At 39.6% G+C, this 23,461-nt stretch carries 19 protein-coding genes and 3 pseudogenes; 9 read left to right on the top strand and 13 right to left on the bottom strand.

The annotated features are described in order from the left end of the window. The first annotated feature begins 24 nt into the window (after window positions 1-24). The 4 genes and pseudogenes from HW098_RS09885 to HW098_RS09870 all read left to right on the top strand — a co-directional run bounded on the left by HW098_RS09885 (window position 25) and on the right by HW098_RS09870 (window position 2,626). A pseudogene (locus HW098_RS09885) lies at window positions 25-201 on the top strand (PTS ascorbate transporter subunit IIC). 151 nt (window positions 202-352) lie between these two features. Further along, window positions 353-535 (top strand): 50S ribosomal protein L32, encoded by a 183-nt coding sequence (gene rpmF, locus HW098_RS09880; protein ID WP_000290417.1) that lies wholly within the window; start codon window positions 353-355, stop codon window positions 533-535. A 15-nt stretch (window positions 536-550) separates the two neighbouring features. Beyond that, complete coding sequence (gene rpmG, locus HW098_RS09875) at window positions 551-700, top strand: 50S ribosomal protein L33 (RefSeq protein WP_176139993.1); 150 nt, start codon at window positions 551-553, stop codon at window positions 698-700. Between the two features lie 441 nt (window positions 701-1,141). Continuing rightward, window positions 1,142-2,626, top strand: coding sequence for an RNA-binding domain-containing protein (locus tag HW098_RS09870; RefSeq protein ID WP_176139992.1), 1,485 nt, complete (start codon window positions 1,142-1,144; stop codon window positions 2,624-2,626). A 114-nt stretch (window positions 2,627-2,740) separates the two neighbouring features. Here the strand turns inward: HW098_RS09870 and HW098_RS09865 are convergent, their stop codons facing one another. The 3 genes from HW098_RS09865 to HW098_RS09855 form a co-directional block, all read right to left on the bottom strand. Beyond that, entirely contained in the window at window positions 2,741-4,342 is a 1,602-nt protein-coding gene (locus HW098_RS09865; protein ID WP_176139991.1) for a type I restriction-modification system subunit M, read from the bottom strand. 173 nt (window positions 4,343-4,515) lie between these two features. Then, the gene (locus HW098_RS09860) at window positions 4,516-5,625 is read right to left on the bottom strand and encodes a restriction endonuclease subunit S (RefSeq protein WP_176139990.1); all 1,110 of its coding nucleotides are present in this window, start codon (window positions 5,623-5,625) and stop codon (window positions 4,516-4,518) included. Then, window positions 5,622-6,689, bottom strand: a complete 1,068-nt coding sequence (locus HW098_RS09855) for an AbiH family protein (RefSeq protein WP_176139989.1) — start codon at window positions 6,687-6,689, stop codon at window positions 5,622-5,624. The genes HW098_RS09860 and HW098_RS09855 overlap by 4 nt, the downstream gene beginning before the upstream one ends. 258 nt (window positions 6,690-6,947) lie before the next feature. Here HW098_RS09855 and HW098_RS09850 point away from each other — a divergent pair, with 258 nt between their 5' ends. Continuing rightward, window positions 6,948-8,189 carry a Fic family protein gene (locus HW098_RS09850; protein WP_176139988.1) on the top strand — a complete coding sequence of 414 codons (1,242 nt, stop codon included), beginning with the start codon at window positions 6,948-6,950 and terminating at the stop codon, window positions 8,187-8,189. A gap of 153 nt (window positions 8,190-8,342) precedes the next feature. Here the strand turns inward: HW098_RS09850 and HW098_RS09845 are convergent, their stop codons facing one another. The 5 genes from HW098_RS09845 to HW098_RS09825 form a co-directional block, all read right to left on the bottom strand. After that, window positions 8,343-11,711 (bottom strand): type I restriction endonuclease subunit R, encoded by a 3,369-nt coding sequence (locus HW098_RS09845; protein WP_240149488.1) that lies wholly within the window; start codon window positions 11,709-11,711, stop codon window positions 8,343-8,345. Between the two features lie 345 nt (window positions 11,712-12,056). Next, the gene (locus HW098_RS09840) at window positions 12,057-13,304 is read right to left on the bottom strand and encodes a toxic anion resistance protein (protein ID WP_176139987.1); all 1,248 of its coding nucleotides are present in this window, start codon (window positions 13,302-13,304) and stop codon (window positions 12,057-12,059) included. A 21-nt stretch (window positions 13,305-13,325) separates the two neighbouring features. Beyond that, a complete protein-coding gene (locus tag HW098_RS09835; RefSeq protein WP_176139986.1) occupies window positions 13,326-14,132 on the bottom strand; it encodes a hypothetical protein in 807 nt (268 codons plus the stop codon). 481 nt (window positions 14,133-14,613) lie between these two features. After that, window positions 14,614-14,961, bottom strand: a complete 348-nt coding sequence (locus HW098_RS09830) for a type II toxin-antitoxin system RelE/ParE family toxin (RefSeq protein WP_176139985.1) — start codon at window positions 14,959-14,961, stop codon at window positions 14,614-14,616. Continuing rightward, a complete protein-coding gene (locus tag HW098_RS09825; protein WP_176139984.1) occupies window positions 14,951-15,238 on the bottom strand; it encodes a type II toxin-antitoxin system RelB/DinJ family antitoxin in 288 nt (95 codons plus the stop codon). Before HW098_RS09825 ends, HW098_RS09830 begins: the two co-directional genes overlap by 11 nt. A gap of 734 nt (window positions 15,239-15,972) precedes the next feature. Here HW098_RS09825 and HW098_RS10655 point away from each other — a divergent pair. From HW098_RS10655 to HW098_RS09810, 3 genes and pseudogenes are all read left to right on the top strand, one after another. Next, a pseudogene (locus tag HW098_RS10655) lies at window positions 15,973-16,170 on the top strand (CPCC family cysteine-rich protein); the annotation flags it as partial. A 202-nt stretch (window positions 16,171-16,372) separates the two neighbouring features. After that, the gene (locus HW098_RS09815) at window positions 16,373-16,582 is read left to right on the top strand and encodes a CPCC family cysteine-rich protein (RefSeq protein WP_001044017.1); all 210 of its coding nucleotides are present in this window, start codon (window positions 16,373-16,375) and stop codon (window positions 16,580-16,582) included. A gap of 30 nt (window positions 16,583-16,612) precedes the next feature. Continuing rightward, a complete protein-coding gene (locus HW098_RS09810) occupies window positions 16,613-16,828 on the top strand; it encodes a hypothetical protein (protein WP_176139982.1) in 216 nt (71 codons plus the stop codon). A gap of 49 nt (window positions 16,829-16,877) precedes the next feature. On the opposite strand, the gene ltrA is transcribed toward HW098_RS09810, so the two are convergent. Then, the gene (gene ltrA, locus HW098_RS09805) at window positions 16,878-18,155 is read right to left on the bottom strand and encodes a group II intron reverse transcriptase/maturase (protein ID WP_176139981.1); all 1,278 of its coding nucleotides are present in this window, start codon (window positions 18,153-18,155) and stop codon (window positions 16,878-16,880) included. Between the two features lie 1,193 nt (window positions 18,156-19,348). Here ltrA and HW098_RS09800 point away from each other — a divergent pair. Continuing rightward, window positions 19,349-19,605, top strand: a pseudogene (locus HW098_RS09800) (tyrosine-type recombinase/integrase); the annotation flags it as partial. Between the two features lie 95 nt (window positions 19,606-19,700). Here the strand turns inward: HW098_RS09800 and rpsD are convergent. From rpsD to HW098_RS09780, 4 genes are all read right to left on the bottom strand, one after another. After that, window positions 19,701-20,312 (bottom strand): 30S ribosomal protein S4, encoded by a 612-nt coding sequence (gene rpsD, locus HW098_RS09795; protein WP_000092756.1) that lies wholly within the window; start codon window positions 20,310-20,312, stop codon window positions 19,701-19,703. Between the two features lie 194 nt (window positions 20,313-20,506). Further along, the gene (locus tag HW098_RS09790) at window positions 20,507-21,559 is read right to left on the bottom strand and encodes a HAMP domain-containing sensor histidine kinase (RefSeq protein ID WP_176139980.1); all 1,053 of its coding nucleotides are present in this window, start codon (window positions 21,557-21,559) and stop codon (window positions 20,507-20,509) included. Beyond that, a complete protein-coding gene (locus tag HW098_RS09785) occupies window positions 21,556-22,254 on the bottom strand; it encodes a response regulator transcription factor (RefSeq protein WP_000520643.1) in 699 nt (232 codons plus the stop codon). Before HW098_RS09785 ends, HW098_RS09790 begins: the two co-directional genes overlap by 4 nt. 166 nt (window positions 22,255-22,420) lie before the next feature. Next, the coding region (locus tag HW098_RS09780) for a fibronectin-binding SSURE repeat-containing protein (protein WP_176139979.1) at window positions 22,421-23,461 on the bottom strand (1,041 nt) is incomplete at its 5' end.

The raw sequence follows: 23,461 nt of genomic DNA, 5'->3' as shown, positions 1-23,461 counted from the left end.
GATGGTTGAAGCTAAAAAAAGCATATCCCCCTTCGACTCTCAACAAAGTTATACGCTGCACTCGCCTCATGGGCAGAAGATGACTTTCGTTCAGTCAATGGGCAAGTCGAATAACTCCTTACAGAATGTGTCAAACAACGGAAGAAAGACGGAAAATACGTATCAGAAACCATTGACGAACCATTTGAGATTGATATTTAACACCTTCTCCTGTCTGCTAGGTCTGACAGGAGAATTTTTTCATCTTTTTTTGTCAAGTAACTTTACTTTACAAAAAAAATGTGTTATCCTAGTATGGTTGATGAAAATCAGTAGATTGAATCGAATATAAATACCTAAAGGAGAAATCAAAATGGCAGTACCTGCACGTCGCACTTCAAAAGCGAAGAAAAACAAACGTCGTACACACTACAAAGTAACAGCTCCATCTGTAAACTTTGACGAAACTACTGGAGATTACTCACGTTCTCACCGTGTATCACTTAAAGGATACTACAAAGGACGTAAAATCGCTAAAGCTGCATCAGCTGAATAATAGAAGGGAGATACCATGCGCATAAATATTACACTTGAACACAAAGAATCTGGTGAACGCTTGTACCTTACTTCTAAAAACAAACGTAACACTCCAGACCGTCTTCAATTGAAGAAATACTCACCAAAACTTCGCAAACACGTTGTGTTTACCGAAGTTAAGTAAGCATTCAATACGAATCAATACAGAAGAAAAACGCTGATTCAAGCGTTTTTTCTTTTTGTTAATTTCAGTACATTGCAATGAGAATCATTCGAATGACTACATTATTGATAATATTTGTTAAGCCATCAAAAGTAATTAACATTTCATAACGAGTAATCCTATTTAAACTCGTCTCACTATCTATTTTTTCTTATCTCTGTGTTATAATAAAATAGATTTTAAATCCATCTATTTTATTATTGAAAATTCTACATTTTTCAATTGAATTTTGATTACAAATATTCGCGCGATTTTCGCGTGATTTTCGCGTGAATATTTTAAAATATATCTTAGAAATACGATGAAATCAAAGATTTTAATTATCTATCAAATTTACTTTTTCGCGTGACAATCATTTAAAAAAATAAATTTAAGCAACATTATATTTTAGGAAGGGAAAATATGGACTTAAAATTTGAAGGGGTTGATTTAGAATACAAAAAAGCTAAAAACGATCTTCCAGAATCTTTCTGGGAAACCTACTCAGCATTTGCAAATACAAATGGCGGGAAAATAATTCTCGGGATAGACGAAAAAAATATTGACCCCTACCAAGGAGTCAATAATCCTCAAAAAATACGAGATAATTTATTCGCTTTAGTCGCAAACAAACAAAAAGTTAGTTGTAACTTACTTACAGATAATGATATTGAATACATTGATATTCCAGGCAAAAATAAACAACTCATGGTAATCACTGTAAGAGAAGCGAATCCTCACCAAAAACCCGTCCATCTAAAAAATGATTATCGTGAGTCATATAAAAGATTAGGTGAAGGCGATGTTCGACTTGATAAAGAAGAACTTAAATATCTGATGACTAGTTCTCATGATGATATTGATAGTGAGTTACTTAATAATTTTGACGAAAATGATTTAAATTTAGATACAATAAAACATTACAAGCAATTATTAATTGAACTTACTGGTAATACAAAATATAATAGCATTTCGTTGAGAAATTTTCTAATCGAAATTGGTGTATTTAAAAAAGACAGGATTGATAATACATATAAATTAACCGCAGGAGGACTAATATTTTTTGGAAAGTACAATTCTATCATTTCTCGTTATCCCAAATTTCAATTAGACTATTTTGAAAAAGATACCTCCCTTTCAACTAGGTGGAACGATAGAATTTCAACAGGGGATATGATGTACCCTGATTTAAACATGTTTGATTTTTTCAATTTAGCATATAAGAAATTAACTACTACAACAAATGATAGATTTGAGTTTAATAACGAATCTGCCCACCGTTTACCATTCAAGAAAGACCTATCTGAATCTATACGTGAAGCTTTAGTAAACTGCTTAATGCATGCTTACTATGACTTTGATTCTCCTATAGTTATTACAGCTTATCAAGACTTCTATGAATTTAAAAATCCAGGTAAGATGAAAATTTCTATTCCCGAATTTATACATGGCGGAACTTCCAAAACGCGAAATAGTACAATCTCTTCATTATTCCGTAGAATTGGGATGTCCGAAAAAGCTGGATCAGGTGGACCAAAAATTTTTGATATTTCCGAAAAGTATAAACTAAAAATCCCTGAGGTAAGCACTACCTTTGATAGTACTGTTGTTACAATCTGGAAAGTAGACTTATTGTCTTCTTATGCGAATACATCAGATAATGAAAAGATAATACTTGAATATATCATTAAAAATGGTAGTATTACTAAAAATGATGTCCTCGAAAATTCTCTCATGACTGAGTATAAATTTAGAGAAAATTTGAAATCTCTACAAAATAAAAAGTATATTGAGATAGAAGGTAAGGGACGATCTACAAGATATGTTCTCCCTAAAAGCTCAACTGAACAATACCACATCATTAAACAACAAATCAAAAATCTTGGAGATTTCATGACTAAATATTAAATATTTTATTTTCATTCCTAAAAATTTTTGAAATAATATTGTCTTTTCCCAAATTTTCGGAAACCAAAACGCAGGCTCAAATCGGCCTGCGTCTTTTCACTCTTCCCCTACTCTCTAAATCTCATTCAACTTTTCAAGATAGGCGGTTAATTCTGCTTGGGCTTCTGGTGTTGTGCCTACTAGCTGGCTGCGCATGTGTGCGAGTCTGGTTTCTACCTCTCCAATCTCTTTATCAATCTCTGCGAGTTGGTCTGCAAGGTCGGTGAGGGGAACAACGGGTTCTTCCTCAAAGGTATCTACATAGCGTGGAATGTTAAGGTTGTAGTCATTTTCGACAATCTCTTCAAAGCTGGCTAAATGGGCGAACTTCTCGACATTCTCGCGTTTTTGATAAGTCTCCAAAATCTTAGCAATATGGTCTTCGGTCATATTGTTTTGATTTTTCCCTTTTTCAAACTCTTTTGAGGCATCGATAAAGAAGACATCCTTATTGGTGCGATTCTTTTTAAGGATAATAATAGTTGTCGGGATAGAGGTGTTGTAGAAGATATTTGCTGGCAAGCCGATAACTGTATCAATAGCGCCTTCTTCTAGCAGGTGTTGACGAATCTTTTGCTCGGCTGCTCCTCGAAAGAGAACTCCGTGAGGAAGGACAATAGCCATGACACCATTGTACTTGAGGTGGTAAAAACCATGAAGAAGGAAGGCAAAATCTGCTTTAGACTTAGGTGCAAGAACTCCATAACTTGAAAAGCGAGGATCTTGCAGGAAGCCACTATCTGCTGACCACTTCAGCGAATAGGGTGGGTTCATCAAAACCCCATCAAAGTCTGTCGGCTCGGTAGTCGGCCAATCTTCGTCTAGGGTATCCTGGTTGCTGAGGTGATAGTTCTCAATCGCAACCCCATGAAGCATCATATTCATACGAGCAAGGTTGAAGGTCGAAGTAATCAACTCTTGACCGTAGTAAGAAATCGTCGAAGCTTCCTTACTATAGCGCTTGGCATTGAGCAAGAGAGAACCAGAACCCATGGTCGGGTCGTAAACCGACATCCCCTTTTGATGCTCCCGCCCTGCAAAGACAATCTGAGTCATGAGGTGAGAGACTGCTTGAGGTGTATAGAACTCTCCAGCCTTTTTCCCAGAATCACTGGCAAACTGGCCAATCAAGTACTCATAAGCATCACCCAAGATATCACCAGCATGACCAGAGACATTGAGGTCGTTGAGCTGTTTCATAACCTCAGAGATGGTTTTGTTTTGCTTTTGTGGGGTGTTGCCTAGCTTTTTAGCATAGAGGTCGATATCTTCAAAAAGATTTTCAAATTTTTCATTGGCCTGCTCAATATCACGGAAACTTTGGGCTAGAGACTCTAGCTGGAAGGTTCCTTCATGGATAGACTGAACCAGCTTGGTAAAGGTTAGAGAAGGCTCAATCACATAGCCCAGCTCGTCATTTAAGACCTCAATGAGGTCTTCACGGACATCTGCATCCGCAAAGTTTTCCTCGTAAAGAAGTTGCGCTTGCTGGAAGGACACAAAGGGCTCGTCCAAGTTATCACAGACGGCTTGGAGGATGTTGTCGGATAGGTACTTGTAGAAAATCAAGCCCAAGAGGTAGGACTTGTATTCATTGGCTTCCATCTGGCCACGCAGGATATCTGCCGCATTCCAGAGGGATTGGTAGAGTTCTCTTGATAAATCTGTTTGTGACATAGGGTCTCCTATCAATTTCTACTTTTATTCGTTTAGTGTAGCTTTCTGAGGTCTTGGTATCTTAGATAATCGAACACGACCTAAAAGCTGGGTAAAAAAGACAAACTGTCTGGTCTTCATCGAAGACTGTCCCAGTTTCCTATTTTTACTGAGCTTTTGACGGTCTTAGTATCTTAGATAAACATTTTTCTGAGTAGGGATTGTTTGCTTTCTTTTAGCTGGTTGACTTTTTCCTCTTGCTTGCCAATGGCCTTGTCTAGGTCTTGGAAGAAAGAACCGATGACCTCTTGTTCAGGGAGGGTTGGAAGATATAGAGGAAGTTTCATCATTATATCCGAATTTAGCTTCGCTCTCCCTCCTCCCACTAGAAAAGGTTCAATGTTAATTTGTTTTACTGCAAATAGTAAAAAAATATTGTTTATCAAATCTTTTTTACCTTGAATAACATGAGCGTGATTATTTACCCAAACTTTTCCATTTACATATTGTACTGGATAATCTTTTAAATCACTTGCACCATCTTCGGCAATAAGAATGAACTCGCCATCATGTGTATAACCATCTACATAATCCTGTATCCCATTAGCCCCATAATATGGAGTATCCCCAGAAATTCTTTCATTTGCTGAAACTGGAACTCTTAAATTATCATACCTATTCGTAACTTCCCCCAACTTCACTTCCTTCCACTCATCTTCAAATCCTGCGAAGCGAAGGGCTGGTTTGGTTTGTCCTTTGGCTGGGAAGAGGAGTTTGAGGTAGGTTTTCTTCTGCTCTTTGAGCACCTCTAACTTACGCTGTTGAAGGCTGATGAGCTGGTCAATCTCTTGGAAGAAAGAACCGATGGCAGTTTGTTCGGGGAGGGAAGGGAAGGAAATCCTATATCTTCCTAGCTGTGGGGCAGTTAGCTGGGGAACTCCAGTTGATTCAATTACAATATTTTGAATATTTATAGCATTCTCTAAAAAAATAACATCATGTTCTGACTTTAATGATAAAAGACGAACAACAGGAGTAAAATTGACATTGCGAGCTTTTGCTACTCCAATATCACCTCGACCTGTTACTGTAACTGCAGGAGCATCTATTCTATAACTATCATTATAATACCCAACAATTCCATCGTTTGTAAGAGCATTTGCAATCACTGGATATTTACCGTTATTCAACAATTTAGATTTTTCAAGATCTCCACCAGCAGATATTTTTGTACATTCCCCTAACTTACTATCTTCCCAAGATTCGGTATAACCCGCAAAGCGATAACTTGGTTTCTTTGTCATATTACTCCTCCAACTAATTCGTCTTTATCTGTATCTATAAATTGCAATTGATAAGCTTTACGAGCTCCCCATGCCTTAAGTATTTTCTTAATAGTATATTCATTCTCCTTATCAAACTGGTCTACATAAATACTTACATCCGGTGCCTGTTTAAAAATTACTTTAAAGTACGGAGCATCCACTCCATTCTCATCCCGAATACCAAAACCAATGAAATAGATTTCTTTGATAGAACTTAAACTTTTGAAAAAGTATTCATGTTTTCTAAGTTGCTGATGGACAGGCTTTCTAGTCAAATCAACTAAATTATGAAGAAAGTCACGTACCTCAGTTGGGTTATTTTGTCTAAATTTATCATAAGAATCCATTTCACGATTATGTCCAAATATTAGCTTATTTTCAGAAATGCTTCCATGTATATGACATATTTGTTCAGAATTTATACCGTAGAAATCCTCTAACAACATACTATAATTAAAAGTTAAAAAGTAGGCATTTTTATTGTGTTCAACATATTTCTTTCGTTTTAGTTTTTTTAGATTAGAAGGCATATTATCCCAGTCAAGAACAAAACATTGGACCCATTCCCTAAATAAGTTTTCAATGTCTGCTCTTAGAAATTTTTCAAGAATCGTTGCCAGCTCCTCAGAATATGTTACTAAATCTTCTGGCACACAAGATGGCGGTATAATTTTCACCTCATTTATCCAACCTAAATCACGCTCCAACTGAGACCAAAAATTTTCTAATCCCATTAACTGCATCATATGTCGATAAATAAATTGATACCGTTCATATCTATCTAACTGACCATTTCTAATTTTAGGCAGAGAATATCCATATATGTCTCTCAACTCATCTTCCTTAGCACATTGATGTTGTTCTTGAATTTCAATATCCTTTTCCCTAAAAAAGTCGCAAATTCCTTTTACTGTTTGCAACGACTCTAAAAGTTCATCTTTCCCATAAGCCTGCTGATAAACAAACTTTTTGAAATATAGATAATTCGTCTTCATATCATGTGCCATATCAAAACCATTTCCGATAATAAATAATTTCTCCACTATATCCCCCTTTCTATTACTCCATTTTCTTATTTCTACACTTTAGATTTTCTTTTTTGATTTCTATTCTTCAATTTTGGCAGTTTTTACACTTTAGAATGTCCATCTATCATTTCTATTGTTCAATTTTAGCTATTTTTGCACTTTAGATAGGCAACTATGCTATTCTATTCTTCAATTTTGCCTATTTTGAAACAATAGAAGGGCTGATTTTGTGATATAATGTTAAAAAACGTTAAAATGCGAGGATGACTACATATGAACTATAGAGAACTTAGAAAAATATACTACAGTCATCGTGACCAATATGAGGAAGAGTATCAACTACGCTTACAAGGATACAGTTCCATTAGAACATCTCTTTATCCTCATTTAATGCAACGCGATACTGTCAAAACAAGTCAATACCCTCTATTTGTAACCCTGCATCTTGGGATTTCCCAACTAATGGAAACTATCTCACAGCAGTCTCAACGAATTAGCGAAATAGCTGATACCCTCCCCAAGATTGCCCACGATCAGTTCTATAAAGAACAACTCTACCAATCGATTATTTCCACAAATGAAATCGAAGGTATCCATACAACTCGTAAAGAGTTGGTCGATGTGGAGAAACTCCTAGAGGAAGACCCCTATAAGACCGAACAAGTCAAACATCTTTCCACCTTGCGAATGTACCAACAAATCTTGAAGGATGAATTTCTCCAAATCCAATCTCTTGAAGATATCAGAGGGATTTATGACCAATTAACACAGGGAGAAATATCGCCAGAGGATGAACTCGATGGAGAGTTTTTTAGACAGAAATCGGTCTTTATCCAAGACGACAAGACTGGCAAAGTCATCTATATCCCACCTCAAAAGGAGGAACAGATTCAGGTCATGCTGACAGAGTGGATTCGTTTTATCAACGACCATTCTATCCCAAACCTTATCAAGGCTTGTGCCGGACACTATTTTTTTGAAAATATTCATCCATTCTACGATGGGAACGGTCGGACAGGCCGCTATATCCTTGCCAAGTACTTGTCTAGAAAGCTCGATAAATTCTCAGGCCTGGTTTTGTCCCAACAAATCAATCACCATAAGCAAGACTATTATAAGGCTTTTAGGAATACTGGTGATCATCTCAACCGTGCCGATGCTACCTTCTTCGTTGAAACTTTATTGACTTTTATCAAGGAAGGGCAGGAAAATATTATCCAAACCCTCCTTGAAAAACAAGAGCAACTGCATCGCTATAAAGTTAAGATAGAGCAAACAGAAGGGCTGGAAGAAGTCGAGAAATACATCTTGTTTCTCCTCGCTCAGTCCAAGCTCTTTGTCGATGATAAGAGATATGGCATAGAAGATAGAAGCATCATCCAACTGGCCAATCAGTCCAACCATCATTACTCTAAGAAAAAGGTCAAGGATGCTTTCTTGCATCTTGAAGATAGGGGAATTTTGACCCTAATTGGTAGAAAACCTTCCCAACATTATCTTTCTGACCATTTTTAATACTCAATGAAAATCAAAGAGCAAACTAGGAAACTAACTGCAGGCTGCTCAAAACACTGTTTTGAGGTTGCAGATAAGACTGACGAAGTCAGTCACATATATACGGCAAGGCGACGTTGACGTGGTTTGAAGAGATTTTCGAAGAGTATAAACCTATCTCCCCCTTAGCGGTAGGATATCCTCTGAAATCATGCGCATATAGTCCTCTTTGAGGGCTTTTTTATATTTGAGTTTTGGTAGCGCCTTGTCTCCGTGAGCTTCCTTATAGGCCAGATAGTCCTGAGACTCGGTGATGGCTTTTTCGCCATTTTGCTTGTCGCGTCCGATGCGGTAGTTGTCCACTACGAACTGGAGTTCATCCTCCCCTATCTGCCAATAATCTGCCGTTTCACGAATCTTTTTCTGGGTTGTTAGTTCAATCATCTCATCCAACTTATGGATGATAGATTGACCCTGATAGCTCTTGGCATCTGATTGGACATTCTGCCAGAGTTTGGAGATGAGGCTGGATAACTTGGGATTGGATTTGTTCAAATCTTCGATATAGTTATCTACCAGACTCTTTTCCTTTTTACCAATGAAGTTTTCCCGATTTTCAATCAGGGCTTGGATGAGAGAGAGGATATAGTGATAATTTATCTCGTCGGTGCGGATGGATTCGAGCTCATACTCGATATCTAGGAGAACCCCTTCCTCTTCTTGGTCTTCTTTTCTGCGTCTGCGGAGTTCTTCGATGACATTTTGATATTGGCCGGCAAAGTTCTCGATGTCTTCTAGGCTGAGACCAATCTCTCTGAAAATGACTTTCTCATCATAGTCAGAATAGACTTGTATGGAGGATAGGAGCTTGTCAAATTCTTGGAAAGCCTTGGCAAAGCGTTTTAATTCTGCATCTGTCGCTGTATCCAAATCAGGCACCTGCTCTGGACTTGGAGCGATGGCTAATAGTTGATGAACCTTCTCCAGAAACTTGGCCTTCTCCTCCTGCCATTCTGGGGCTAAGACACTGGTTTCGCCACCATTTGAGTAGAGGCTCAGAGCTTCATCCACCTTTTCTTTAAAACGGTCAGGAGTTTGGAAGGTGACGATTTGACCGAATTTCTTGCCTTCATCAAAGAGGCGATTGGTTCGTGAAAAGGCCTGAATGATATGCTGGGGTTTCATGGGCTGACGGTCCATGAATAGGGTCGATAGGCAAGGGGCATCAAAGCCTGTCAACAAGCGGTCCACAACGATAACCAGATCCAATTGCTCTTCACGGAAGGCAAAGCGTTCTTTCTTACGGGCCAGACGGTCGTTAAGGTCACTATTGTAGGAAGCAATGGTTGCTAGGCTAAAGTGGGTACCAAACATGGTATTGTAGTCTTCTAGGCTCTCCTCCATATAGGCTTGGTTGACATAGGAGTCTGCTTCATTCTCTGTCACAGAGTAAGTAATAGCAACCTTAGGAAAGTCTGGTAAGACCTTTTTAACATTTTCCGAAATGCTTAAAGACTTTTCTCCATTTTTGACTTGCTTAATCAGGTTATAATAGGCCTGTGCACGGGCAATGCTTTTGACGGTCAAAATGGCTTCATAGGTTTTTCCTACCCCATTTTGGAAGCCGAGTTTGCGTCTTGAGCGATTGAGAATGGCATCTAAAACAGCAAGCATGTGGCCTTCGTCATCATAACGCTCCTCGTCAATCTCATCTTCTGCCCAACCAGGCATGGTTGTCTGATACTCCACATTAAAACCAAGAACCGCCTTGTCATGGATGGCTTCTTTGACGGTATATTGGTGGAGGCAGTCACCGTACTGCTCTTCGGTCGTCTGAGCAAGGTCTCCTTTTTGTTCACGCTTATTTTCTGTAAAGATAGGAGTCCCTGTAAACCCATACCAGAGAGAATTTGTAAAGAAGTGCTCTAGATGGCGCTGGCGTTCAGGAGTCACTGCGCGATGGCATTCATCGACGACAAAGGCTAGTTTGAGTTGTTTGATACGATTGTAGACCTTTTGGTGACGGCCTTCATCAAACTGACGAATCATGGCATTGATTTTCTGGATGGTCGTCACAACGACACGGCGGTCATCAGAAGCTAGATTTTTAACCAATTCCTGTGTATCATCGGTCTCGTCGATATCGATCATGTCATTCTCTGCGTAAGACTGAAAAGAACTGGTCGTCTGTTGGTCAAGGTCTGTCCTATCAATCACAAAGATTGTCTTCTCAATGGATGGTATCTGAAGCAGATTACGCGAAACCTTATAGGAAGTCAGGGTTTTTCCTGAACCAGTCGTATGCCAAATATAGCCCGATTGGCGCTTGCGACTGGCTTCACGGATGGCTTCAATGGCATGGACTTGATAGGGACGCAATAAAATCAAGGCCTTCTTGTCATCATCGATGACAGAATACTGCATGACCATCTCGTGGGCTCTCGGTATCGACAAGACAGACTCTGCAAAGTCAAATAGCTGGGGTTGAGGTCTATTTTCACTATCCACCCACTTGGTCAAGAAGCGTTCATTTAGCTTGTTGGCTTTGGCAGTTGCGATGTAGCGGGTGTCTGTGACATTAGAGACGACAAACATCTGAAGACTTGAAAAAATGCCTCTGAATTGTCCTTCTTGGTCGTATTTTTTAATCTGACGGAAGGCATCCATGTAAGGATGAGAACGGCTTTTCAGTTCAATCTGAATCATAGGCAGACCATTGATCAGCAAAGTCACATCCCCACGACGCTGGCGAATCCCTTCTCCGCCTGTGATGACTTGACTGACAACTTCATAGCTGGATTTGCCACCAGCGACATTGTTTCTCCACAAGACTTCCAAGCGAATGGTGCCTAAACTAGCATCTTCACGTTGAACCTGTACCTTGGCAATGCCATTTTCCCCTGCTATCCACTTAGCTGCTTCATAGAAGTTGACGAAATTGAGCTGGTTTTTAATTTGATTTTTCTCTGAATTTGTAAGGGGATGGTCTTGCAAAATGCGGACATTATTGGCTTCCAGCTTGGCAAAAAAGTTTCCCCATAGGAGGTCTTCTGTATTTAACTCGGGTCGATACACCCATTGACTTTCTCCCTTTGTCAGCTGGTTGATTAAATCTCGCTCGATAGCCAATTCCTGTTTGGTTTTGGCTTTACCCGCTACAGGGATAGCAGTCTCATCTTTGGGAGAGAGTCTCTGACTGATATGGAAATCCTGCAAGGCTGCTTGATTGAGATGTTGTAATTTTTCCAGAAGAGCTTGCTCCGTCCCTTTAATGGCTTGATAGGCTGCCGTCAGGTCTTTATCTGCATCCAGGTAGTGATGGGGGTTCTTCTTTATTTGGATATAGCCCTGCACCAAATCTTCTAAACGTCCCAGCTGAATAGCAAGCTGGTTCTGGAGTTCCTGAGAATTGCTTCCAGATGCTTCTTTCTGGTTGATAGCTTCTAGGTATTCTACGATGGCAGCATAACTAGGCTGCAACTCAGGTGCTGAAACGATGAGTTCTTGTTCTAATTCTTTTGATAAGGTGTAAGCCATGTTCATACCCCATTTCTACAACGCAAAAAGCCTACCAAAAAGATTGGCAGGTTTTGAAAATGGGTATGAAAACGCGAGTTTATATATATATATATATGCAAGCTAGTTATTTGCTTAAATCTGAAAACCATAGGGACTCTTCCTTTTCATTCATCCAAGGCGTTGATAAGATCGAAAAACAACCCCTTTACTTCTTTCTATTGTATCATAAAAGACTCCTTGGGAAAAGATTTCCTATGGTTTTATCTCTATTTCAGAGTAAACTTGCTTGCAGGCCACTGACGATGATTGGTAAAAACTCCTAGACCAAGCAAAATCCCCTGCAAATCTACATTACAAGGGACTTGTGTGTTATTCTTGTACTTCTTTCTGAGCAGCCTTTCCTTGGTCGAGAAGGGCTTGGACGATTTTCTCATCGCGGAGTTTAACAGAGTCGTTGATCATTTCTGCGGACTTGACGATGGTTGTTTCTAGTTGGGCACGTTTCTGCCGTCCCAATTCAATGGCAGCGACGATACCCTGGTTTTGAGCGACCAGACTTTCAGCCAGTTTGGTAACAGACTCAACAGCGACTGTCGGGCTTTGAGCAATTCTTTCCATCTGCGGAATCACTTCCTTGCTGGTCTCAGCTAGCATCTGAAGGGCAGCATTATTGGCATTGACAATGGCATCTGCCACGACACCTGATTTCATTGATTGTTGCAAAATACCAAGTTGGGCAATCGAAAGTTTCATTGTCGGAATCGTATTGCGACGAAGCATGCCCAATTTTTGACGCATATCAGATGACACCTTCACAAGATTGCGCATCTGAGGTGTTGTTGCCCAGGCAACGTAGAGACGGCTGACATACTCGGTGTGTTGTTGTTCGAGGGTATTGACCACTTCAGCCATGCGGGCCAATTCTTGTGACTTGGTTTGGTATTCTACCGTACTTGTGTCGAGTCGATCAGCTTGGGCCTTCAGTTCGGCAGCGCGATTGCCAGCTTCTGTCTGGCTGGCTTCGATAAAGGAAATCACTCCCACTAGATTTTCAATGGATTTGGTATTGTCCTCAATCAACATCTCAGCAGAGACGATATTTCGAGCTAGCACATCTTCTTGCTTGACCACTGCGGCAGCCATGCCATCGAGCTTTTGCTCCACTGTTTTTGAGTCAAAGTAAAATTCTTGTAAGGTATTCTTACTCTTGTTAAACAATCGTTGCAAAAAGTTTGGCTTCTCTTCTAACTCAGCAATTTCAGCGTTCTTGTATTTGACTACAAAGCCTTGCAACTCTCGGTTGGTATTTTTAAGTAGATCATCTACTTGGGGAATCTGCAATTTCTTTTGTTCTGACAAGATACGATTGACTGTATTATTCACACCTTCGACAGCAGATTGTCCAAAATCCAAAAGAGCATTTTGATTGCTGACAAATTGGTCTACCAACTGGGGCACGTGCGCCTTGATTCCTTCTTGCTGCTCAGGGCTCAACTTTTCAAGGAAGGTCAAGGTCTTGTCCGAGCCAGTATTGGTCTCGATGATTTGGGTTGTTTTATCCACCTTAGCTACCGTATTATTGGCAATCTGGTCAATATCAAAATTAAATTCTGTCATGGTTACTCCTTTGTTTCTAACCTATTCTTTACGATCTTTTTCTAGGATACGCAAACTAATATCAAAATCACGCATATCTGTTTCATTGAGTTCTCTCAACACCTGGTCCAGCTCAAGGTCAAATTGTTCGATAGCTGCTTTAGCTTGCTGTAAACGTTCTTCTGCTCGATTATAGTTTTTAGGATTGACCTTAATCTTTAAATAGCCTTCTAAAATCGTTTTGAATTTCTCCATCTTCAAACTATGAATGGCCGTCAATTCTTCCTTATCTCCCTCAGCCGAGGTAGCAATCTTGTCTAAAATGGCCTGATGGTCAATGGCAATATTGGCCAAGGTCTGGGACAATTCTGGAGCTAATTCCTCTGGCTCCGCATTTTCAAGATCTACCTGACTTTCTCTATCCAAACGTTCTAGCTGAACATCGATGTTTGCCCTTACTGTACGAACCTTTTTGTCAATACGGTTGTAAACATCAGCATCGATATAGGACTTGAGACGATCCGCCTCCTGATGGATTTCCCTCAGTTCGATCAATACTTGATTGGCCAGACTCTTATAGGACTCTGAGCCTTTTTCTACTAAAGTTCCCTCCAATTGCTGAATATCCTTGTCCGCCTGGCGAATCCGAGCTTTTAACAGCTCAATCCGATCGTCGAGAGAACGATCCTGCAAAAGAGGATAGCGCCAACGTTTATAGAGACGATAACCACCATAGCCTAGCAAGACACAAGCCGCAAGTGGGAGAGCATATTGAACCAAAAGGCCCAGTAAGAACAAGAAGCCCCAAAAATAGAGACAGCCTTTCCAAAAACCATTACTCGATTTCATAAACATTCCTTATTTTCAATTTATAAGTCTATTTTAGCACAAAAGAGCAAAATGAGGGCGGAAATCCCCTATAAAAGAGTTGATTTCTTTGCTGTAGAATGGAGGCGTGCTAATTTCAGTGGAGCGGACTCAAAACACAAACACACTCTAAGGAAATATAAAAACAAAGGCTTGAAATATCAGAGGAATTGTGTTAGAATGAGAGCATAAAGGGAAAATAATGCTTCTAGCATATATAACTAAAAAGCCCCACCGTGCCACCGATGGGGTTTTTTGCTACCCTCTAAAAGGGTTAAATGCTACTTGCTACGTCTCTTTATCCATAGCTTGAAAAGCTCAGATAGTACGTTAACAAGTAACGGAGCTAGAAAAAGGGAAAATAATTCTAGCATATATAACACCTCCCTTCCTTAAAGTGAGGGGGCAAAATATTATATCATCAAGATCACGTCATTCCCAAACAAAAACGCCTCCTAAGGCGCTATTTTTTCTTGAACAAACGGATGTAGTCCTGTTTACTATGAATAATATCTGATACAAAGACAGCTTTTCTATCCTCTAAAATATGATAGAAAGCTAAGTAATCGCCTAAAATGATGCATCGAGTTTTGTGGGGTGGGTATATAATAACTCCTATTCTTTCATCAGCATCAGATCCTGCTTCTGGGAAGACTTCAAGACGCTCCAAACCATAAAGAATATTCTTAACTGTGTTTGCTCCTGCCTGTTCTGAAAAGTAGTTAGCTGAGATATAATCTTTAATACCTCTTAGCTGTTCTTGTACCGTTTCGGAGATAATAAGGCTATATGCGTTCTCGTTAAATTCCAAGGTTAGCCCTCACTTCATCAAGGCTGTAAGTCCTACCATATTCTAAATCCTCAAAGCTACGGGCAATTTCAGCACGCAACCCTGATAGAAGTTCTTCTCTTTCTCTGTCTACTTGAGTTTCAAATGGCAAGGCTTTATTTTCTACAATGTGTTCTAAAAACAAGTTAAAACTGGCTGTCATATCAAGATTTTGCGCTGTGATAATAGCTTTAGCCTTTTCTAACAAGTCTCTGTTAGTCTTAAAGTTTACCTGTGTGTTTTTTTCTAAAACATTCATGGTAGCACCTCCTTTATACTATTATATCACTTTAAACTATACAGGTCTAGTTGCGTATAGACGATTATAGCTAGATACTAAGAGAAATCAAAAAGCACTAAGGGAAAGCGCCCCAAAGTGCTTAATATCAAGGATTCAAAGCCTATCTTGTTTAATAAAATATTACAACATTTTCTTATCTTGCAGTGATTAGGTACAGAAAAACAGGCCTAAGCCTGCTCTAAATCTAACTTGATTTTCTCCAAAACTATTAAATTCAAATAAGTTGAAAAAACATTAAAGGGTAACAAAAAAGGACTTAAAATGATGAGTTCAGCAGGCAAGGAATCAGCACGGTCAAACGTGCTTTTTTATTGCTGATAGGTTCATTATATCACGTAGAAAATAACTCATATCAAAAAGCACTTAGATTTCTCTAGGTGCTGGAATAGGCGGGACGGGAATTCCCCACTTTTCAGATACCCCAAGGGTGCGTAGTTCCCGATATTTCTCTACTTCTATTCTTTATCTATATTATACACCTTTTCTAACACTTTTCAACCACAAAAACCCCCACAAAAGGACAATCAATCGTGCTTTTTTTATTACCTAATAATACTATCATAGCACATCTGGAATACACACTCAATTATTAGCAATCCCCTTCGATTTGCAGTATAATGATGAAAAAGTGGGTTAATGTTGACGGTTCACCAAAAAGACTGGTTTGGCGAGTTTATGGAGGAGGGATTTATATGGATAGATCAAAATCGACATGGGAAATTGATGGATATTTATGGTTACATTGCCCTGTTTGCGGAACTGAAGTTATGGACTATGATATCTGTGACGTCTGTCGTTGGCAAAATACGGGTATTATAAATATAGACGGTGGTCCGAATAAGATGACTCTAGCTGAAGCCAAAGAAGCTTACGCAAGGAGAAAAATCGTAAAAATTCTAGAATTTGATACAGTGTTGTTAAAAAACGGTCAAACGGCGACAATTGTCGAAAAGTTAAGTGAAGATACTTTTATTGCTGACATAGGAGATTCCCCGAAAGACTGGGATACCATAACAATTACAATCAATGATATTGAAAAAGTAGTGTATAGAAATAGCTAATATATTTGTATAGTGTTGGGAGTAACCTTAAATGAATAAGACTGGAAAAGAGAATTTAATCATTATTAACGGTAGCGAATATGTCCATTGTCCAGTATGTGGTACTGTTACCGCAGTGTATGATATCTGTGACGTTTGTCAGTGGCAAAATACAGGAGAAACTAATATAGATGGTGGTCCTAATAAAATGACACTTGCGGAGGCTAAAGAAGCGTATGTTAAGGGAATTCCAATAATATAACAGACTATAGTACCACGAAAGGAGAGACTTATGGAACTTAAAGAATTTAATAACAAGGTTGTCAGAATCACCGATATTGATGGCCAAATATTTAAAGGTGTAGCTCTTTACGAAGACAAAGATGTCCACGATGAAGAATTTGATGGGTTATCCGTTAATTCTGGAACCAAATGGATTAAACTCTTTGAAAATGAAATCAAGGAAATTGAAATTACTGATAAAATCAACCAATCGAGTAGGGGATAATTTCTAGCCCCTCTCACACCACCGTACGTGCCGTTCGGCATACGGCGGTTCAACTAACTTTTAACGCATGTCGTTCAAGGTAATAATCCAAACACGAAACCAGTCCACGTTTTTCAAGGACTGGTTTTGATATAGCACATTTAAGTACCGACTTCTGAGCTACTAATTGGTAGTGGTCGCCCCAGCCAGATACCTTATCTGCTATCCATTTAGGAACTCCTAACTTAAGCAATCCCCATAATCGTCTCGATTTCTTCTTCCATTGCTTCCAGATAATCACTCGTAGGCGAGTACGCAAGCGCTCATCTATGCTAGCGACTATGCGCTTCATATTTCCCAATGAGAAATAGTTTATCCATCCTCGAATGGACAAATTCAGTTGCTCAATACGTCTTGTTAAGTCTATACTCCATTTCCTCTGTGTTAGTTTCTTCAATTTAAGCTTGAATCTCCGAACACTATCTTGATGTGGACGACTTTTCCAACCATCTGATGATTTCCAGAACCCAAAACCTAGATATTTCAACTCTCTTGGTCTGGTAATCTTAGTCTTGGTCATATTTACTTTCAAACCTAGCCGTTTCTCAATAAAACGACTGACTGAATACATCACACGCTTAGCGGCTGCCTCGCTTCCGACCGTCATCACACAATCATCTGCGTAGCGCACAAATCGAAGTCCTCTCTTTTCTAATTCCTTGTCCAATTCATTAAGCATGACATTGGACAAGAGAGGAGATAAATTTCCTCCCTGTGGTGTACCAACTAGCGTTTTATGACGCTGACCATTAATGATAACACCTGAATGAAGATACTTACGAATCAAGGATTCCGTATCTCCGTCTTCGATAATATTATGTACTAAGGACATCAATCTATCTTGAGGAACCGTATCGAAAAATTTCTCTAGGTCTATATCCACTATCCACTCATAGCCGTCATTTAAGTACTCTAAGAGCTTCATGATGGCTTTTTCACATGACCTATTTGGTCTGAAGCCATAACTCGTATCTGAGAAATGAGGTTCACAAATGGGGCTCATGACTTGGACAATGGCCTGTTGAATCATTCTATCCATAACCGTTGGAATTCCTAATTGACGAATACCTCCGTTTGGTTTGGGAATCTCAACTCTGAGAACTGGTTTAGGCTTATATTTTCTCTGTTTTATCTGTTCCTTAGTCAGGCGCCAGTTTTGTCTGAGATAATTATCCATCTCTTCGATAGTCATTCCATCAATCCCAGCTGAGCCTTTATTGGATTTTACTTGATTGTAGGCTTCAAGCATATTTTCGCGTGATAATATCTTATCTAGCAATTTTGACATGTGCGTATTCCTTTCTTGTTTTGGTGCCTGAGGGACATCTTATATTGGTGAGCCTTCATCTAGTCAATACGTGATAGAGTCCAGTTCTATCAGACCGCTTGTTTTACAGACACAAGTGAAGTAGGATTACTTCAATTAGTTGTTCACCCCTTCGCTCCACTTCCATTACAGAAGTTTCCTCACTACTATGGGTTCGGCTGACTTCTCATGATTCGTTGTTACTACGCTTTCAGCGCTCATGAGACCTCACGGGATAAGTCATACATCTTTCCTCGTTTACTCTCGTGATTTACGCATATAGGTTACGACTACCTTTTTGGACTTTAGAGTTTGAAGCCCCCTTATCCGCTATATACGCCTTACTATCACGTTCCTGTCCGTAGAGCCACGATTTCGCTATCCCTTCCTCTCCCCGCTACCTCACGATAGTCAGGCTTGGGAATCGCTATTGGGTTCACCGGTAGCGGGTGCCCACGGAGGACTTACACCTCAGATGCACGACATGCCCGTCGTACTACAAAAAACCCTTAGATTCGTTTCTAAGGGCTTTTAATTAGGCCTAAGATATTGTTTTGCTTATACACCACTAAAACACCACCACGATAGCTTTTAGCAAAGTCTAGCAGTATCTCAGCCTTGAGGCACTCATATTGAGCCTTATTGATGTCTAGCGCCTCGTATAATTGCCATAGCTTTAATCTCTCTCCAGTTCGCCTTGTAAAGAGAGTGGCGAATATCTCACGTCGTACATCATACAATCACTTATCTTCAAGTCTAAGTCTAAGTCTAGTCTCTGAGTTGCTTTTTCAAAATTTTTAATACTTTTTGTTTCTTTTCTACTTCGTCAGTGGTCAAGCTGCTACTCCTTTATGATATAATTAGTTTAAAGAGAAGTGAGGTAGAAATGATAGTGTCGCTACGCAACTTCATAGTATGAGATGACGGGACAGGCACACCGTCCACTACTCTTGAGCGCTTAGATTTTTCTAAGTGCTTTTTTGCATTTTCTCGGCGTTCGCTCTTGGTTCAAGTCCATTCTCCATACCATTTGGTAAGGAATTAAGAGACATTTTTATCTCTTCTATCCCTTGTCATTCTGCGAGCAACTAAGGCAAGTTATTACTTTGCTTATCTGCTTATCATTTTGTAAACATCAAATTTAAAATAACAGACTTAAACTTTTCTTATTTCCTCAATACCCAAACAATAAAACACTAGCAACTCGTTTAAACACACGTTTCAAACATGCTGGTGTACCTAACATTGGTTTTTATGGTTTTCGCCATACTCACGCTAGTCTCTTGCTTAACTCTGGAATACCATATAAAGAACTGCAACACCGTCTAGGTCATTCTACACTAGCTATGACTATGGACACTTACAGTCATCTCTCCAAAGAAAAAGTAAAACAGCCGTCTCATTTTATGAGAAAGCTGTGAGTTCGTTATAAGTGATGACAAAAATGATGACAAACCCAGAAATCAACCTTTTAAGACAAAGCAAAAAGCCCACTGTTGTAGGCTTCTTACAATATAAAGTCTTACCTTAAAGCATTTTGTTGTAGAATTCAACGACAAGTGCTTCGTTGATTTCTGGGTTGATTTCGTCGCGTTCTGGCAAGCGAGTCAATGAACCTTCCAATTTTTCAGCGTCGAATGATACGAATGCTGGACGTCCAAGAGTAGCTTCTACTGCTTCAAGGATAGCTGGAACTTTCAATGATTTTTCACGAACTGAGATCACTTGACCTGGAGTTACGCGATATGATGGGATATCAACGCGTTTTCCGTCAACAAGGATGTGACCGTGGTTTACGAATTGACGAGCTTGACGACGAGTAGTCGCAAGACCAAGACGGTAAACAACGTTATCCAAACGACGTTCCAAAAGAAGCATGAAGTTGAAACCTAGGATTCCGCCTTTGATTTTTGTAGCTTGTACGAACAAGTTACGGAATTGTTTTTCACCTACACCGTAAGTGAAACGAAGTTTTTGTTTTTCAGCCAATTGCAAACCGTATTCTGACAATTTAGAACGGTTGTTTGGTCCGTGTTGTCCTGGTACGTAGTTACGACGTGCCAATTCTTTACCTGTACCTGTAAGTGAAAGGCCAAGGCGACGAGCTTGTTTCCAAGATGGTCCTGTATAACGTGACATGTGAATGTCCTCCTGATATAAATAATATTTCGGTGGAAATAGTCACTTAGAAAGCCCTGATTCGTGCAGATGCCCTTCGCCTAAACAGCCAAGGTTACTTATCATAAGACACCTGTTGACGAGCTTCATGCTTTCCTGCTGATATTTCACACAAAATTCATTATACCATGAATGGCTGGATTTGTAAAGGGGTTTTAGGCTTTATTTTCATTGCCAGAGAGATTGAGAAGGAGGGTAAAGGTGCTTCCTAGGCCGTACTGACTGGTAACTGTAATTTCTCCACCCAATTGATGGGCCAATTCACGCGCAATCGCAAGTCCTAAGCCATGACCACCTGTTTTCATGTTACGCGAAGTCTCTACACGATAAAGGCGTTTGAAAATATTCTCCAAATCCTCTGAGGCAATCCCCTGTCCCTCATCGGTCACACTGATTGAAAGCTGGTTATTTTCCAGCTTAGCCACCACTTCCAGTTTGGTTCCTGGTGCTGAGTATTTAAAAGCATTATTGACCAGATTCACCAAGATACGAGAAAGTTTGGCATAATCTCCCTCAATCCGGGCAGACTCTGGGATTACCTGCAAATGGACATCTCGCTCTTCCTGCTCAATCAAGAACTGAAATTCACTCATGCACTCAATCAAGAGCTGGTCCAGAAAAATACTGTCCTTGCTGGTCGTTTCCATCTGATTTCTAGCTGTATTTAGAGTCAAAAAATTCAACTCTTCAACCAGTTTATTGAGTCTTTCCGTCTGACGTCCAATGGTTGCTAGATAATGCTCCTGTTCTCCTTCCTTGATAACCCCATCCAAAATCCCTTCTACCGTCGCTTGGATCGAAGTGATGGGGGTCTTGATATCATGCGAAAGTTGGGCAATCATCAAGCCCTTTTCTCGTTCGCTTTCTTCCAAGGAATCAAAGGTGGCCTGCAAATCATGGGACATTTCATTAAAAGCTTGGCCTAATTGCTGAAATTCTACAGGTCCTTGAACCTCCAGATTTGATGGAAAGTCCTTGTCTGCTACCCGCTTGGCATGTTCCTTGAGTTTGCCCAACGACGTAAAGACCGGCGATAGGAGAAAGAGACTAATCCCAGCACCGACAAGGCTGGCAACGATGGTCATTCCAAGCAAAAAGTAAATCTCGCTTTTCTCAATCAGCATTTTTTGAACAGCCCAAAAAACAACCAAAATGGTTAAGAGGGTTGAAATAATATATCCAACCAAAATATAACTTTTTAGTTTCATGTTTGTCCTCTCGGTTTCTCTATCTTATATCCCAACCCCCAAACTGTCTTAATAGTGGGCGTTTGATCACTACTATATTTTGCCAACTCCTGTCGAAGAGCATGGATATGCACATTCAAGGTATTGGTATCATCCACATAGTCTTCTTGCCAGACCTTTTCATAGAGGTCTGTCTTGGAGAAAACTCGCTCTGGATTGCTAGCTAAAATCCACAGCAATTCAAATGATTTAACAGTTAAATCCAGCATTTCTTCTCCTATTTGAACTTCATGACTACTATGATTCATTTTTAGATTGCCAAGGGAAATCAGCTCTGTTTCGCCCCCACGATGAAGGCGGCGCAAAATATTATGGACACGCAAAACCAGCTCACGTGGGCTAAAAGGCTTAGCAATAAAATCATCTGCTCCCAAGCTCAGGCCGTAAATCTTGTCCTGTTCACTGGTCTTAGCAGTAATAAATAGGAAAGGTTGCTCTGGTGATAAGTATTGAACCTCACTGATTAAATCATAACCATCCATCCGAGGCATCATGACATCTGTGATAATCAAATCAATCGGTTTTTTCTTGAACAGCTCTAGCGCTTCCAGTCCATCATGGGCTACCAAGACCTGATAACCTGCCTGAATTAAGTATCTCTGATGAATATCGGTGATTTCTACCTCGTCGTCAACGAGTAAAATTGTCTTTCCCATCTGTCTCTCCTTTGATAAAAACAGTGCTATACTGCTTTAAGTATAACACTATTTTTATTGTTTTACGATGATTTTAATCTGCTATTGAAAGAAAGTCCTGATTGCTGATTGAGTTGGTAAACTAGCCTTAGTCAGCCCACTATCCATCATTTATTTCCTTAGCTGATTAGTTTTCTTCTTTTTTGTTTTTCAAACCTAGACCACCAAGTAAACCTGCAAGTGCAAGCCCAAGGAAACCAATACTTGCCATTGATGTTTGAGCTTCACCAGTATTTGGTAGCATAGCTTTATCATCTGACATCATCTTGTCTGACATCATCGTATCAGCCATCTTGTTAGCAGAAGCAGCCATGTTTTCACCTGCCATCGTATTGGTAGAGCTTGTCATGGTGTCAGCAGGCATGCTATCTGTAGTACTTGGAGCTGGAGTCTCAGTCTTCATACCTGATTTTTCCATTTGGTCATTTGCTGGCATTGCTTTATCAGTCTCTTTGGCTGGTGTCATCATATCCTTATGGTCAGCAGCTGTTTGATGAGTCGCACCTGTAGCATGATTATGATTCATCGGAGTCACGCCAGAACCAGAGTTAGAAGGTGAGAATGAACCATTTGCTGTGTCTGATGTTTCTTTAACATTTATCTTAATAGTAACTTGTTTAGTTGCTACGACATTTGTCAAGTCAGCTTTACCGTCTTTATTTCCGTAAACTTTAACAGTAGCTTTATAAGTTTGAGTACCATTAGCGCGAAGCTGATCAATTAAATCTTGACCTTGTTTACCAACAGTATTGCCATTTAAGTCTACTTCATAGAAATATTGACCTTTTGTTTTCACATTTTCTCCTAATGGAGATAAAGCAGGATTTTTAGCTACACCATTATCAGACCATGGAGCCTTATCAGAAGCTTTTAGTAATAGACGAGTCAACATACCATCACCAGCGAATAGTTCATAAGGAATTACTTGGTTTACACCGGCTGTGAAAGGACCTTTTCCTTCAGCTTTTTCAAGATAAGCAGCAGGAACATCGATACTGTCTTTAACGTTATCTTTAACAGCTTTTTCGACAGTTTCTTTAGCAACTAATCCATTGATGTTGATGTCTACATTTTTAGTAGCAACTAGATTAGTCAAGTCAGCTTTACCGTCTTTATTTCCGTAAACTTTAACAGTAGCTTTATAAGTTTGAGTACCATTAGCGCGAAG

This window comes from Streptococcus sp. 1453, from assembly GCF_013276955.1.
GTDB lineage: Bacteria > Bacillota > Bacilli > Lactobacillales > Streptococcaceae > Streptococcus.
Note: the sequence above shows the minus strand (reverse complement) of the source record. Positions and strands in the feature narration are given on the sequence as shown.